Origin of the sequence: Paraburkholderia sp. RAU2J (assembly GCF_003634845.1) — a bacterium.
GTDB lineage: Bacteria > Pseudomonadota > Gammaproteobacteria > Burkholderiales > Burkholderiaceae > Paraburkholderia > Paraburkholderia fynbosensis.
Window position 1 is genome coordinate 753,313 of sequence record NZ_RBXG01000002.1, and the last position, 14,892, is coordinate 768,204.

A 14,892-nucleotide genomic window follows, 5' to 3' on the forward strand; every position below is an offset into this window, starting at 1 on the left:
TCACCATTTACGCTGCATGCTTCACCACCAACGAGATGAACGGTGAAAGTCCTTTGGGCTGTCTAGCTTTGAGGAGAACGGTCGAAAGCTGCCTCTTCCCTTTCTTATTCAGGATCACCGCATGAGCAATGTTCTTATCGTCCACGCCCATCCAGAGGCCCAGTCGCTGACCGGCTCTTTGAAGAACCTCGCGGTCGAAACGCTGACCGCGCAGGGCCATCAGGTTCAAGTATCTGACCTTTACGCCATGCACTGGAAGGCCGTCGCCGATGCAGCCGACTTCCCGCAGCGTAAGAACGCCGATCGGCTACGCTATGCATCGGAATCGGGCAACGCCTTCGCCACGGGCACCCAACCCGCCGATGTCGTGGCTGAGCAGCAGAAGCTGCTGTGGGCCGACGCGGTCATCCTCACCTTCCCGATGTGGTGGTTCAGCACGCCGGCGATCCTGAAGGGGTGGGTCGAGCGTGTCTATGCACATGGCTTCGCTTACGGCGTCGGCCTGCAGGGTGGTGAGCGCTGGGGCGATCGGTATGGTGAAGGAACGCTAGCCGGTCGCCGGGCGATGGTTGTCGTCAGCATGGGCGGCCGCGAGCCGCACTATAGCGAGCGCGGTGTCAATGGCCGACTCGACGAGATCTTGTGGCCCGTCCAGCATGGACAGCTTTTCTATCCGGGCATGAATGTTATGCCGCCCTTCCCCATCTATCAGAGCGACCGCCTGTCTGAAGAGCGCTGGGTGGAAGTCGCGGCAGCCTTCAAGGTCCGGATGGAGAATCTCTTCACCGACACGCCAATCCCGTATCGCACTCAGAATGGCGGACACTATGATGGACAGCAGGTGCTCAAGCCCGGTCTCGGTTCCGGAGAAACGGGCCTCCGCATCCACCTGGCACAACAGGGCGATCCCGTTGAGAACCTGGACTCAGCCGAATCACAGCCCGCGGCGCTTGCCCGCGCCTGATCAGGATTGCCAATCATGCGCGCGTTCCGCTCCAACGGTCAGGTCGGCCTCGAAGCCCTCACGATGGTCGACTTGCCCGATCCCGACATACCGGCCCGGGAGAAATCCGGGTCCACCTGCATGCGACCTCGCTCAATTATCACGATCTGGGCGTCGTGACGGGGCGGCTTCCAGCCTCTCCGGGACGCATCCCCATGGCGGACGGAGCAGGCGTGGTCGAGGCGGTCGGGCCGGACGTAGAGGCTTTCTCAGTCGGCGACCATGTCGTGTCGATTTTCTTTCCGACGTGGCTTGATGGCGAGCCGCAGATCGCCGATTTCGCGACGCCGCCGGGCGACGGTATCGACGGTTACGCACGCGAAGCGGTCGTGGCACCAGTACACGCCTTCACACACGCACCGACGGGTTACACTCATGCCAAAGCAGCGACGCTGACAACGGCAGGGCTAACGGCTTGGCGAGCTCTCGTCGTCGATGGTGGATTGAAGGCCGGTGCAACTGTGCTGGTGCTGGTGGCGGGCGGTAGTTTTGCAGCCGGCCGACTTTGCCGCGCTTACGGTACCCGCCATGTCGTTGTCGGGGGCTTCGTGCTTTACGCGCTCGGTTTTGCAGGATTGCTCGGCTTGTCGAGTGACACATCCTACTGGCGTGTGGCGTTGTATCTGACGGCGGTTGGCTTTGGCTCGGGTGTGATAACGCCAGCCGTCACGGCCGCAGTGATGACTGCTGTCGACACAGGCCGTGCTGGGGTGGCGGCTGGCGTGCTCAATGCAAGCAGGCAGAGCGGCTCGGCATTCGCGGTGGCTGCCTTTGGCGCGTTGATGAGTACGGCGTGGGCACCAGGGCAAGGGGTACTCATGGCTACGCTCTTTGCAATCGGGCTATCGCTTGGAGCGGCCGCATGCTGGTGGACCACATCCCGCTACAACACGGGCAGCCCCAGATCGCCGGAGGTCCGCTGGGACGACACAAGACCGAATGTATGACCGTTGTCGAGAAATCCGACTGTCCCTTCTGGGTCGGGTGCGGCCGATCGCGTCGGACGGGTGTCGGCCACTAGCCGCCGGTAGAGGATCGCTCAATCGCCGCTTCCGATTTATCATTTTTGCTCGGCAGCCGCTTTCATCCTGTCACCGTCCTACGGGTTTGAACACGCTTGACACAGTTCGAATCACCAGGAGGCTGGCTTACCTGCGTTGCCGATATGAGCGCGGAAGACGCGGGTGCTGATCCGTCAATGGACTCCGGCGCCAACAGAGCCGGTTGATGGAGCTGATGTTTCCCGCGGCAGAGAGGACACTGTCGGCCACAGAGCACCCGGCGTGAACGACGTTCGAGGCAACGTCGTCGTGCTTTGTGCGTCGCAGTGCGCGGCAGATATTTAATTAACTCTGCTGATTCTTGCGAACAATATTCGAGGATGACCGGACGAGACGGGCATTGGACTAAAGTCCCATGGTCATCCTAATTCTCGACGACTACAGTTCCTGGTGAGACCAACGCGGATACTTCGGAGGTTGATTTAGCGCGCCCAAAGCTAAGTGCGGACTATTCGCGGAGGGGGGCGGTTCTGGCCGACGCAACCATGGGAAAAGAAACGTGGGACGGGTCAAAGTTATAAAACTGCCAGATAGCTCCGTTCCCAGCGCGTTTGCGTGCCACGCGTATGCGCGGGTGGGTGACACAAGTGCCACTCCCGCTGCGCCCGTGGCGCGGACGCATCAGTGCGCGAAATCCCTGGATCGCCATCGGGCCAGGAACGTGCCCGCTGGCTGCCTTGCGGCTTTCGAATTCGGCCGACATGGAAGGGAACAAGGGATGGAGGCCCCCTTGAAACTCGCGAGACTTGGAGTGTTGGTCGCTTCATTCGTTACCACTTCACCGGTACTCGCGCAGGCTGTGCCGTCTGAGGATGCCTGGCAGTTCGAGGCAACTCCGTACCTGTGGGCTGCCGGTTTAAGTGGGTGGGGACGTCTCGGCGCGAGAACACCAACAACCAATATAGATGCGAGCTTTTCCGACGTGTGGAAAAACCTCGATTTTGGCGTCATGGGTGCATTTGAAGCTCGCCGAGGCCGTTGGGCACTTATATTCGACTCGGTTTACGTGGATCTTTCAAAGACGTCCGATCCGCTGGCTGGGGGAGCCTTGGGTACGGTGAGATTCAAAGTAAAGGAAGCCATATTTCAGCTCGCAGGCGCTTATCGTGTCCTCGACAATCCGGTGACGCCGGTAGACGTGCTGGTCGGCGCTCGATATACGAATCTCCACGTGGACGCTAGCTTTTCGCAGAGCCCGCTATTGCCGGCCGAGGGTGTGTGAAAACGCACTCATCGTCTAAACTGAATCAACTCATTGAGACCGGGTGACTCATGAAGCGATTCGTTGAAGGCGATGACCGCAAGCAGGTCGCACTACTTCCCGAATGCGTCGATGACTACATCGGCCAGGACAACCCGATCAGAATCGTCGACGTGTTCGTGGACGAACTGGACCTCACGACGCTCGGCTTCAACGGCACCACGCCCGCAATCACCGGGCGCCCGTCCTACCACCCTGGCGTGATGCTCAAGATCTATATCTACGGGTATCTGAACCGGGTACCCTCAAGCCGGCGTCTTGAGCGCGAATGCCAGCGCAATGTCGAGCTGATGTGGCTGGCAGGACGTCTGGCGCCAGACTTCAAGACGATCGTCGACTTTCGCCGCGATAATGGCCCGGCCATTCGCAACGTATGCCGTCGCTTCGTCGAGCTGTGTCGAGGACTGAAGCTGCTATCCGGCGACATGGTTGCCATCGACGGCAGCAAATTCAAGGCTGTGAACAGCCGCGACAGAAACTTCACTGCGGGCAAAATCGACAAACGCCAGCAGCAGATCGAGGAAAGCGTCCAGCGATACCTCGACATGATTGAAACTGCAGACCGGACCAGTCCGACTGGTTTCGATGTGAAGACCGTGCGCCTGTACGAGAAGATCGCGCTCCTGCGCCAGCGTAAAAGCAGAAAACCCCTGCGTCGCTGCGCTCCGACTGTCCAGCTTCGCGCGAAATACCTGTCCGCCTTCACGCGAAACGCGGGGCCGCCTTCTGCGAAATACGCGCACGTACATCGTCGGAGGGTGTTGGCAAGGCCTCGCGGCTTGGATCGCAACGTCGTTCGACCACAGTCTCCAACGTTGGAAGATTTATGGTGGAATCTTGTTGACGTCGGAAGTTATTTGGGTAGAAGACAGAGGCGTTGAGCGTGTTTTGGCCTCAAAATTTGCTCAAGGTGGAAGTTATTTGGTTAAATTTGTGGAAGGAAATCAAGTTCCTCCACACTTTACCGCGCCCATAGAACCAAATTTCCCGCGCCGTTGCGCGACGCAGCCGAGGACGGCCAGGGTTCGCCCACTCGCAGCGAAGGCGCGCTGTAGAGCCGGCTATTCGCTCAACGAGGGTTTGTCTCTAGAAATATCGGTGCCGTGGCGGTCGATAAACGGACTGGGTAATCGCGTTTTGCACCGATCTCGGTCCACGACAGCAACAGTGGCGATCATCAAGATACGATATGGATGGGGAGTGCGCATGTACCGATTCAGTTTCTCGCAAAAGCTCTGGCTGCCTCTGGTCGTCAGTCTGATAGCACTTCTCGTCGTGTCTGTCTCAGCGGCCTGGTTGTCCCGGCAGACCCGCATCGAAGAACGCAAAAACGATCTGGTGAATGTTGCGCACGTAGGGCTCAGCATCGTGACAGAGTACGCCCTGCTTGCGAAAAGCGGCGCCCTCAGCGAAGCGGACGCGCGCCGGCAGGCGCTTGAACGGCTACAACATATACGCTATGGAGAGGACGGCTATTTTCTCGTGATCGATTCCAAGCCGCGCATGATCATGCACGCGATGAAACCTGCACTAGATGGTAAGGATCTCAGCGGCACGACCGATGTCGACGGCCGGCATCATTACGTGGAGTTTGCATCGAAGGCGCAGAGTCCAGAGGGCGGCTTTGTCGAGTACGTGTTTCCGCATCCGCACGACCCGTCCGCCGCCGCTGTCGGCAAGATTGGCTATGTAGTGCGGTACGCCCCGTGGGACTGGATTATCGCGACGGGTGCCTATGTGGACGATATCAATTCGGCGTTCAGGAAGTCCTTGTATCTCGTCGGGGGAATTTTCGGGGCACTCGCGGTGCTACTTTCGACGTTCTGCTTCTTTACTAACCGCAGTATCCAGCGCGCGATTGGTGGAGATCCTGCTTACGCGGCTCAAGTGGCGGACGATATTGCTGCGGGTAACCTCGACATCGTAATCAGGACCCGTCAGGGCGACAGTTCCAGTCTTTTACACACCATGCAAGGCATGCGCGATGCGCTCGCCCGCACGATTGCGGGGATCAAGGGCGCCGCGGACAAAGTGGCGACGGGTGCAAACGAAATCGCCGCCGGCAACGCGGATCTGTCCGCGCGCACAGAAAATCAGGCGGCGTCTCTCGAGGAAACGGCTGCGAGCATGGAACAGATGACCGCGATGGTCAGGCAGACGGCCGAGAACGCACAAATGGCGAGTCAACTGATGGCTGACGCAGAGGAGATCGTCAATCAGGGTGGTTCGATGGCTGGCGACGCGGTGTCGACGATGCATGAGGTGTCGAAGGAATCACAGCGGATGGTGGAGATCATCTCGGTGATCGAAGGAATTGCATTCCAGACTAATATTCTCGCCCTGAATGCTGCGGTAGAAGCCGCCCGGGCAGGCGCAGAGGGACGTGGTTTCGCCGTTGTTGCAGGTGAAGTTCGATTACTTGCTCAGCGCAGCGCCTCCGCAGCCAAAGAGATCCGGGCGCTGATCAACCGTACGGTGGAGGGAATTCATAGCGGTGCAGATCTCGTTGATAGCACAGGCGTGAAGATTCGCGCGGCGCAGGAAGCGATTTCGAGAATCTCTGGTGTTGCGAGTGAGATAGCTTCCGCCGCGGCAGAGCAGAGTGCGGGTATCAACCAGGTGAACAATGCAGTCACACAGATGGATAGCACCACCCAACAGAACGCCGCGCTTGTCGAACAGGCTGCTGCGGTAGCACAAACATTGACCGAACAGGCGACACTACTGCAGTCGTCGATCAGCACGTTTCGTTTGCAGACCGCTCCAATCGAAGCGCATTCTTCGCGGGTTATCACCTGGAATCGGAGCAAAACTTCGCCAGGACTGGCTACGCCAAGCTGAGACTTCGAGGTGCGCGTGGGTCGGCTTTCGCGATCCTCTTACATTGGGATCCCTGTTAGAACGATGCGCTCGATGAAGACGTTCGGGCGCAGTACGCGTGCCGGTGTTCTGGGTCGGGCTGTCGCCGGACGATGCTGGCGGATGCAGCGTGAGCGGGGTGCCTCAGGAGGCGTGCAGCGGGTTTTCGGAAAGCAGCCACCATTGCGCGCAGGAGCTCAATGGCACTGTCAGGGTCGGCGTGGCGGCGGACGCACCTCGCCAGCCCCGACCCCTGCAAGCAGGAGGGTCCATGAAACAGGCGCTATTCGGTAGGAACGGGCACCCGAATGCACGCAACCCGCCGTGCGTCACCTTGCTGGGAAACCGCTTGCGGTTGCGCATCACCGCATGCGTCGATCGCGGCGGGGCAGCGCGTGCGGAACGCGCATCCCGACGGCGGTTGCAACGGCGACGGAATCTCGCCTTGAAGCAGCAGATGCCGTCGCGCGCGCTCGACGGTCGGGTCGGGAACCGGTACGGCCGACAGCAATGCACGGGTATAGGGATGCGCAGGTGCCGCGTACAGCGCGCGTTTTTCGCCGAACTCTATCACGCGCCCCATATACATCACCATCACGCGATGGCTGATTGCTTTCACCACGGCCAGATCGTGTGCGACGAACAGCAGCGACAACGACAGTTCGCGTTGCAAATCGCGCAATAGATTAACGATTTGCGCTTGGATCGACACGTCGAGCGCGGACACCGGTTCATCGCAGATCACGAGTTGCGGCTCGCTGATCAATGCCCGTGCAATTCCGACGCGCTGACATTGCCCGCCCGAAAACTCATGCGGATAGCGCCGCAGATGCTGCGCATTCAGGCCGACGCGTTCGAGGATGGTCAGCACGCGAGCGCGCACATCGGCGCGCGCGACATCGGGCCGATGCGTGATCAACGGCTCCGCGACGATCTGCTCGATCGTCATGCGCGGATCGAGGGACGCCAGCGGATCCTGAAAGATCATCTGCACGTCGCGCCGTAAGATGCCGAGATCGCGCTTCGCGCCTTGCAAGGTTTCGACGCCATGAAGCTTGACGCTGCCGCCCGACGCAGGCGCAAGACCGACGATCGCGCGCGCGAGCGTGGACTTGCCGCAGCCGGATTCACCCACCAGCCCGACGGTTTCGCCGCGCCGTACATCGAACGACACGCCGTCGACAGCGCGCAGGGTGGCCTTGCCAGACCACGGTAATTTGCCGCGCGGCACGCTGAAATGGACTTTCAGTTCGTTCACCGACAGCAGCGGTTCGGTACTGTTGCAAGCGAAATGCTGGCTCATCGAACGGCCTCCAGAATGGCCAGAACCGGACGGTGGCACGCGCGCAATGCACCCGCCAGATCGCTACGCGCATCGAGCGACGGCACTGTGGTGCGGCAAGTATCGTCTGCAAACGAACAACGCGGTGCGAACGCGCAACCCGCGCCGATTTGCCCCGGCAAAGGCGGATTGCCCGGAATGGTTTGCAACGGGCGGTCGTCGTCGTCGGTGATGCGCGGCAGCGCGTTCAACAGGCCGATCGTGTACGGATGGGTCGGCGCGGCGAACAGCGCGCGCGCGTCTGCCTGCTCGACCGTACGCCCTGCATACATCACCATCACGGTATCGCACAAACCGGCGACCACGCCCATGTCGTGCGTGATGAGGACGATTGCCGTGCCGCGCTCGCGATTCAGTTCGCGCAGCAATTCGATGATTTGCGCCTGAACGGTGACGTCGAGCGCGGTAGTCGGTTCGTCGGCAATCAAAATTTCCGGTTCGGACAGCAACGCCATCGCAATCATCACGCGCTGCCGCATACCACCGGAAAACTCATGCGGATACATGCCGATGCGGCGTGCGGCATCGGGAATCCGCACCGTGTCGAGCACCTCGATGGCACGCCGACGCGCTTCGCGACGCGACAGCTTCCTGTGCAATTGCAGCGATTCCGTCATCTGCCGTTCAATGGTCAAAAACGGATTGAGCGCCGTCATCGGGTCTTGAAACACCATGCCGATCCGGTTGCCGCGAACCCTGTTCAGCGCTGCGTTGTTCATCGTCAGCAGATCGCCGCCGTCTTCGCCACGATACAGTGCGGTGCCCGACACGCTGCCGTTCGACGACAGCAAACCGAGCAGCGCCATCACGGTCTGACTCTTGCCCGACCCCGATTCGCCGACGATACCCAGGGTGCTGCCCGCGTCGAGCGAAAACGACACGCGTTGGACCGCATCGACCGGCGGTCCTTCGCGGCGCGTGAAGCGCACACTCAGGTCCTTCACTTCGAGTAGCGCCATGTCAATGATCCTTGGGGTCGAGAGCGTCGCGCAAACCGTCGCCGACGAAGTTCACGCAATAAAGCGTCACGCACAGCATGACGGCAGGGCAGAGCAGCAGCCACGGCATCGATTCGAGTTTTTGGGCACCGTCTTCGATCAGCACGCCCCAACTCGTCATCGGCTCCTGGACGCCGAGTCCGAGAAACGACAGCACCGATTCCGTCAGCACGATCGACGGCACTGTGACCGTGGCATACACGACCACCACGCCGATCAGGTTCGGCACGATATGCCGCGCGATGATGGCGCGGGTGCTGACGCCAGTCGCACGCGCCGCGTCGACGAATTCGCGCGAACGCAGCGACAGCGTCTGACCGCGCACCACGCGCGCCATATCGAGCCACGAAAACGCGCTGATGGTCAGCACGACCAGATAGAATGCGCGGCCGAACAGCGTCATCATCATGATCGCGATCAGCATGTACGGAATCGCGTACATCACGTCGACGACGCGCATCATAACGGCATCGACGCGTCCGCCCATGAAGCCGGCTGTCGCGCCCCACGCGACGCCGATCAGTCCGGACACCAGCGTGCCGAGCAACCCGACTTCGAGCGATACGCGCCCGCCCACCAGCGTGCGCGCGAGCAGGTCGCGACCGAGTTCGTCGGTACCGAACAGATGCATGCCGAGCCACGACGGCGGCAGACTGATCGATCCCCAGTCGCTGTCGACCGGATTGTTGGGCAGAAACAGCGGCCCCGCAAAGCATGCGACGACGATCAGCAGCAGGATCACGAGACTCGCAAATGCCGCGCGATTACGCAAAAAGCGCATGCCGGCAATCGCGAACGGTCCGCGCGAAGCCTTCGTGACGATGCCGCCGGGCAGGCAGCCGCCTGCGGACGCCGCATCGGCCGGGGGCGCGACGAACGCACGCGCGGCCACGTTGAATAGACGAATCTTCATGTCAGTACCGGATGCGCGGATCGAGCCATGCGTAAGCAAGATCGACCAGCAGATTGAACAGGACCGCGACTGCCGTGATCAATGCGACCAGACCGAGCACCAGCGTGTAGTCGCGATTGATCGCGCCGTTCACGACCAGTTGCCCGAGACCGGGCAGCGCGAATACGGATTCGGTGACGACCGCGGCGGTGATCGACGAAATGCACAGCGAGCCGAGTAGCGATACGACCGGCATCAGCGCCGGCTTTAGTGCATGACGCAAGACGATGGTGCGGCCGGCCAGACCTTTCGCGCGCGCGGTCCGGATGAAATTGCCGGACAGCACTTCGATCATGCTGCCGCGCATCACGCGCGCGATCGTCGATACGTTGATAATCACGAGCAGTACGATCGGCAATACGCGGTAGTGCCAGTCGCCATCACCCCACCCGCCGGCGGGCAGCAGACCATGCTCGCCGCGCTTGATCAGGATCGCGAAGACCCACACCAGCACGGGGCCGAGGATGAATGGCGGCACCACACCGCCGAGATTGCCGAGCAACATCACGCCGTAGTCGATCACGCCATTGCGGCGCACCGCCGCAACCGTGCCGAGCGCCACACCGATCAACAGCGCGATCGGCACCGAAATGCCGCCGACGCCGAGGCTGACCGGTAGGGCTTTCCACACCAGTTCGCTGACCGACCAGTCCGTGTAACGGAACGACGCGCCGAGGTCGCCGTGCAGCAGCGAGTCGATGTACAGCAAATACTGCTTCCACAGCGGCTGATCGATGTGGTATTTCGCGTCGAGATTGGCAAGCACGGCCGCCGACAGATGCTTCTCCGAATCGAACGGGCCGCCGGGCGTTAGGTGCAGCAGCAGGTAGCACGCGGTGATCACGGCGAGAATCGTCGGGATCGCCCATAACGCGCGGCGCAATGTATAAGCCAGCATGGCAAGGCTCCTTGCGCTCAGTGCTTGATGATGTACATGTCCTGCGACTGCCGCTGATCGACGTAGTTGGTCGGCGAATAGCCGCCCACATACGATTTCACGAGCCGCACCGCCGAGTACTGGAACATCGGAATCAGCGGATAGTCGTTCATCGCGACGTCGTGCGCCTGCGTTAGCATCGCGGTGCGCTTCGCTTCATCCATCTGCTGGTTCGCCTGGTCGATCAACGCATCGACCTTCGGATTGCAGTAGTGCTGGTCGTTCTGCACGCTGTTGCAGCGGATCAGGTCGAAGAACGACATCGCGTCGTTGTAGTCGACGAACCAGCCGTCGCGCGACGCCTGCACCTTGCCGTCGTGGCGCATTTTCAGCAGCACGCGGTTCTCGACGTTTTCGAGCTTCACGTTGACGCCGAGCTTGGTGCGCCATTCCGACGTCGTGAATAGCGCGACCTTCTTGTGCAGGTCGTTGGTGTTGTATGTCAGCGTGAACGTCAACGGTTTTGCGTCGGAATAGCCCGCCTGTTTCAACAGGTCTCGCGCGGTTTCAATGCGCTTCGCCATCGGCCACGCGGCCCAGTCGGGCTGGAATTGCGCCGCGCCTTGCGTGCCTTTCGCCATCAGGCCGTACAGCGGCAACTCGCCGCTTGCGGTCAGTTTAGACGTCAGCAGGTTGCGGTCGATCACCATCGATAGCGCCTCGCGCACGCGCTTGTCCCTGAAGGCCGGGTCGGCGTTGTTCAGCGAGTAGTAGTAGGTGGCGATAAACATCCCGGTCTTCAGCTCGGAACCGAACTGCTTGCTGACCTGGTTATAGATGCCGGACGGAATCGTATACGTGTAATCGAACTGGCCGGCCTGATACATCCGCATTGCCGTTTCGTCGCTTTCGATCGGCAGATAGGTGACTTTCGTGATCGCGACCTTGCTCGCATCCCAGTACTTGTCGTTCTTCACCATCACGAGACGGTTGCCCGGTTGCCAGTCGCTCAACGCATACGCACCGTCGCTGACCATGTGGCCGGGACGGGTCCATTCGTCGCCGTACTTCGCGACCGTGGCGCGGTTCACCGGCGCCATCGTCGACATTGCGGTCAGTTGCGGAAAGAACGCGGTCGGGTCTTCGGTCTTGACCTCTACCGTGTACGGATCGACCGCGCGCACGCCGAGACTGGAGAGCGGCGCCTTGCCCGCCAGAATCGCCTTCGCGTTCTTCACGAACTCGACCAGGATCGTGTATTTCGAGCCGGTCTTCGGATCGACCACGCGTTGCCATGAATAGACGAAATCGGCGGCCGTGACCGGCTCGCCGTTACTCCAGCGCGCGTTGTGGCGCAGCTTGAAGATCCATGTGTCGGGTGCGCTGCGGCTCCACGATTGCGCGACGCCCGGCACGACCGCACCGTCGGCGGCGATTCGCGTCAAGCCTTCGAACAGGTCGAGGCCGATGGTATTAGCGGCCCAGGATTCGATATGCGCGGGGTCGATCGATTCTGCCTCGACGGGTGTTTGTCGCGTGAGTTCCTGAGTGGCTGCGAGCGTGACGCCGGGCGGGACCGTCACGGCGTGGGCGGGGGGAAGAAGGGCGAGCGCGAACGCGGCCAACGCCGTCCGGGTAGCGTGAATCGGTTTCATTGCGTATTTCAAGTGGTATCCGTAAAGCAAAAAAGCCGGCGGTGCACGAGGCACCGCCGCCAATCCTCTTCAACAACGAAGAAGAGGCAAGAGGAGACCTACGGTCCTGCGATAAAGCCCGCTGCGACGATCAGAAGCGGTAGGTCGCACCGATCTGGAAGAAGCGGCCCAGATTCGTGTACAGCGACTGGTCGTAGCCGGTGATGTCCGGCGTTGCTTGCCACTCCACGTCGAACGGCGGCGTCCTGTCGAAGATGTTCTGGATGCCACCATAGATCGTCCAGTTCTTGAAGCCGCGATACGTCATCATCAGGTTGAACTGGCTATACGACGCCACCGAACCCGTGCCACCGTCGCCGAACTCGGCTGCCACTGCGTTGGTGTACGGACCCGTGTACTGCCAGCTCAGCGTCGTGGTCATCTTGCGGTAATCCCACGTCAGGCTCGTGTTGCCCTTCCAGCGGGGATTCGACGCACCGAACGGTTGCAGCAGCGCGAGGTTGTTACCAGCGAAGTCCTGCGTTGCAGAGCCCGGGCTGTTCAGCTTGAAGTGCCACACGTACGCCCAGTCGCCCGACAGCGTGAACGTGCCGTACTTCGTGCCGACCGACTTGCGGAAATTCATGTCGAAGCCGTCGGTATCCAGCGAGCCGAGGTTGACGAACTGTTGCGAGATGTAGCGGACCGTGCCGTCAGGATTGCGCACGACCCTCGACGGGTCGTTGGCATCCAGCACGGCATTCGGATCGTCGGTACCGATCACGCCGTCGATATGAATCTTGTAGAACGCTGCACCGATATCGGTCGACGCATCCGGCGACAGTTCGAAGCCGATGTTGTAGTTCTTGGTGTGCTCCGGTTGGAGGTTCGGATTGCCGTTGATCTGTTCCGTCGTGAAGTGCTTGGTCGGCACGCCGCTCGGGTCGTTCGGGTCGACGAGGTTCTGGTGAGCCAGGTAGGTTGCCTGCGAGTTTTCGACCAGCGTCGGCGCGCGGAAACCACGGCTGTACGACGCGTACGTCGTCAGCATCTGGACCGGTTGGAAGCGCAGTGCGAAGTTCGGCGAGAACGCGCCGCCGAAGTCGCTATAGTGGTCATAGCGGCCCGCTTGCGTGAACGTCAGGTTGTGGATGATCGGAATATCGATCTGGTAATACACGGCCGCGATGTTGCGTTCACCGTCGACGGACTGAACGTTCGCCGGCACGACGATCCCTTGCGACGAGTACGTGCGCGGGTTGATCAGCGAGCTTTCGTGACGGAATTCCGTACCGAAACCGATGCCGACCGGGCCAGCCGGCAGCTTGAACAGATTGCCGGTCGAGGTCTTCGCCGTCACGCTGTCGAGCTTCGAGATCGCCTGCTGGTAGTCGTTCTGGAACAGGCCGTTCAGACCGTTCGGCGTCGATGCCGGGTCCGCGAAGTTGTAGCCGCCGTTCGGGCCGAGGATGTTTTCAAGCGCGGCCGTGTTGATCATGTTCGAGTACGTCGTGTCGACCGTGCTCTGCGAATGACCATAGTCCACCGACCAGTCCCAGTCGCCTGCCTTTGGCGTGGTGAATGACCCTTTCACGCCCGTCGACGCCTTCCAGAACGTCGACACCGTGTCTTCCCGCGCGGCAACGCCCGGGAAGGTCAGGTTGATCGGCGTATCGACGCCGTACGGGTTGTACGGATTCAGCGCCGACACCGTGCGGTTGAGTTGCGACACCGAGCCGGTGGCCGGATTGAACACGTTCGACGTGCTGCTGATGGCCGGGCTGCCGAAGTACTGGACCGTCTCGTTGCGGCTCGCCCACAAGTCGGCGTAAGCCTGCATGTCGTCGTTGATCTTGAAGGTGCCACGCACCTTCGCGTTCATACGCGTCGTCTGCGGAATCAGCGAGTACGTGTTCGCGTTCTTGTACACGCACGATGCGCCCGCCGCGTTAGTGCTGCCCGGAGGGCATGGGCTCAACGCGGCGGTCGAGCCGTCCGGCAGTTGCCAGAATGACTGCTGGTTCGGGCCCAGAGGACCCGCCGACCCACCTGGGAACTGGCTGAAGTCTTCGTTTTTGGTCATGTCGCGCTGATCGAGCGTCGAACCGGAATCGCGATAGTAGCTGGCGGCTGCCGTCACGTTGAAACGATCCGAGTTCAGGTCGCCGAAGCCGCCGAGCACGCTGAAGTTGCCCTGAGCGTTACCCGGATGCTGTGCCTTGCCGAGCTGCCCGTCGATCTGAAGACCCTGGAAGTTCTTCTTCGTGATGATGTTGACCACGCCGGCGATCGCGTCGGAACCGTATGCGGACACGGCGCCCGTCTTCACGATTTCGATGTGATCGACGATGTTCAGCGGGATCGTGTTGACGTCGAAGAACGTGTCGGTGAAGTTCACCGCCTGTGCGTAGTTCGCGACGCGTTGGCCGTCGACCAGCACCAGCGTGTACTTCTCGGACAGACCGCGCAATGCGATCCCCGAGCCGCCCGGCGCCGTGCCGTTCATCGTGGTGGAACCCCAACTGGACGCGGAGTTGGCAGACATGCCGCGCAGGAAGTCGGCCACGGTCGTGTAGCCGCTTTGCTGGATTTCCTTTGCTGTAACGGTCTGGACTTCGACGTTGCCGGTCTTATCCGATGTGCGGATCAGCGAACCGGTGACTTCTACTTTTTCGAGCTTGCTGACGGCGGGGGCAGTCGCCGCTGGCGTGCTTGCGGCCGTCGGAACGGCCGCTGTATCAGGTTGGCTTTGTGCGTGCGCCAGCGGGACGAACGCCGCTGTCAACACCAGCTCGGCTCCGATGATTCTTTTGATGGCTGAGGCCAATCGCTTTTGTTTCACTTCCGCTCCTTCTTGTTGTTGAGGCCACTTCCGTTGAACGATCACGCAAACGCAGGCGCGAGT

General features: G+C 60.9%; 9 protein-coding genes and 2 pseudogenes. 5 read left to right on the top strand and 6 right to left on the bottom strand.

From position 1 onward, the window contains the following. Nucleotides 1-121: 121 nt before the first annotated feature. From B0G69_RS20850 to B0G69_RS20870, 5 genes and pseudogenes are all read left to right on the top strand, one after another. On the top strand, nt 122-964 hold the full coding sequence (locus tag B0G69_RS20850) for an NAD(P)H-dependent oxidoreductase (RefSeq protein WP_121320607.1): 843 nt from the start codon (nt 122-124) through the stop codon (nt 962-964). Nucleotides 965-979: 15 nt separating this feature from the next. Further along, a pseudogene (locus tag B0G69_RS20855) lies at nt 980-1,950 on the top strand (MFS transporter). A gap of 844 nt (nt 1,951-2,794) precedes the next feature. Beyond that, nucleotides 2,795-3,286, top strand: a complete 492-nt coding sequence (locus B0G69_RS20860) for a hypothetical protein (protein WP_147440747.1) — start codon at nt 2,795-2,797, stop codon at nt 3,284-3,286. Nucleotides 3,287-3,336: 50 nt separating this feature from the next. Beyond that, a pseudogene (locus B0G69_RS20865) lies at nt 3,337-3,960 on the top strand (transposase); the annotation flags it as partial. Between the two features lie 571 nt (nt 3,961-4,531). Continuing rightward, on the top strand, nt 4,532-6,166 hold the full coding sequence (locus tag B0G69_RS20870) for a methyl-accepting chemotaxis protein (protein ID WP_121320611.1): 1,635 nt from the start codon (nt 4,532-4,534) through the stop codon (nt 6,164-6,166). A gap of 301 nt (nt 6,167-6,467) precedes the next feature. Here B0G69_RS20870 and B0G69_RS20880 read toward each other — a convergent pair whose 3' ends face one another. The 6 genes from B0G69_RS20880 to B0G69_RS20905 all read right to left on the bottom strand — a co-directional run bounded on the left by B0G69_RS20880 (nt 6,468) and on the right by B0G69_RS20905 (nt 14,829). Beyond that, on the bottom strand, nt 6,468-7,487 hold the full coding sequence (locus tag B0G69_RS20880) for an oligopeptide/dipeptide ABC transporter ATP-binding protein (protein WP_121320613.1): 1,020 nt from the start codon (nt 7,485-7,487) through the stop codon (nt 6,468-6,470). Then, nucleotides 7,484-8,485 (bottom strand): oligopeptide/dipeptide ABC transporter ATP-binding protein, encoded by a 1,002-nt coding sequence (locus B0G69_RS20885; RefSeq protein ID WP_121320615.1) that lies wholly within the window; start codon nt 8,483-8,485, stop codon nt 7,484-7,486. Before B0G69_RS20885 ends, B0G69_RS20880 begins: the two co-directional genes overlap by 4 nt. Nucleotide 8,486: 1 nt before the next feature. Continuing rightward, a complete protein-coding gene (locus tag B0G69_RS20890) occupies nt 8,487-9,437 on the bottom strand; it encodes an ABC transporter permease subunit (protein WP_347232498.1) in 951 nt (316 codons plus the stop codon). A gap of 1 nt (nt 9,438) precedes the next feature. Continuing rightward, complete coding sequence (locus B0G69_RS20895) at nt 9,439-10,374, bottom strand: ABC transporter permease subunit (RefSeq protein ID WP_121320617.1); 936 nt, start codon at nt 10,372-10,374, stop codon at nt 9,439-9,441. A gap of 17 nt (nt 10,375-10,391) precedes the next feature. Further along, complete coding sequence (locus B0G69_RS20900) at nt 10,392-12,008, bottom strand: peptide ABC transporter substrate-binding protein (RefSeq protein WP_121320619.1); 1,617 nt, start codon at nt 12,006-12,008, stop codon at nt 10,392-10,394. A 130-nt stretch (nt 12,009-12,138) separates the two neighbouring features. Beyond that, nucleotides 12,139-14,829 (bottom strand): TonB-dependent receptor, encoded by a 2,691-nt coding sequence (locus tag B0G69_RS20905; RefSeq protein ID WP_121320621.1) that lies wholly within the window; start codon nt 14,827-14,829, stop codon nt 12,139-12,141. Between the last annotated feature and the right edge of the window lie 63 nt (nt 14,830-14,892).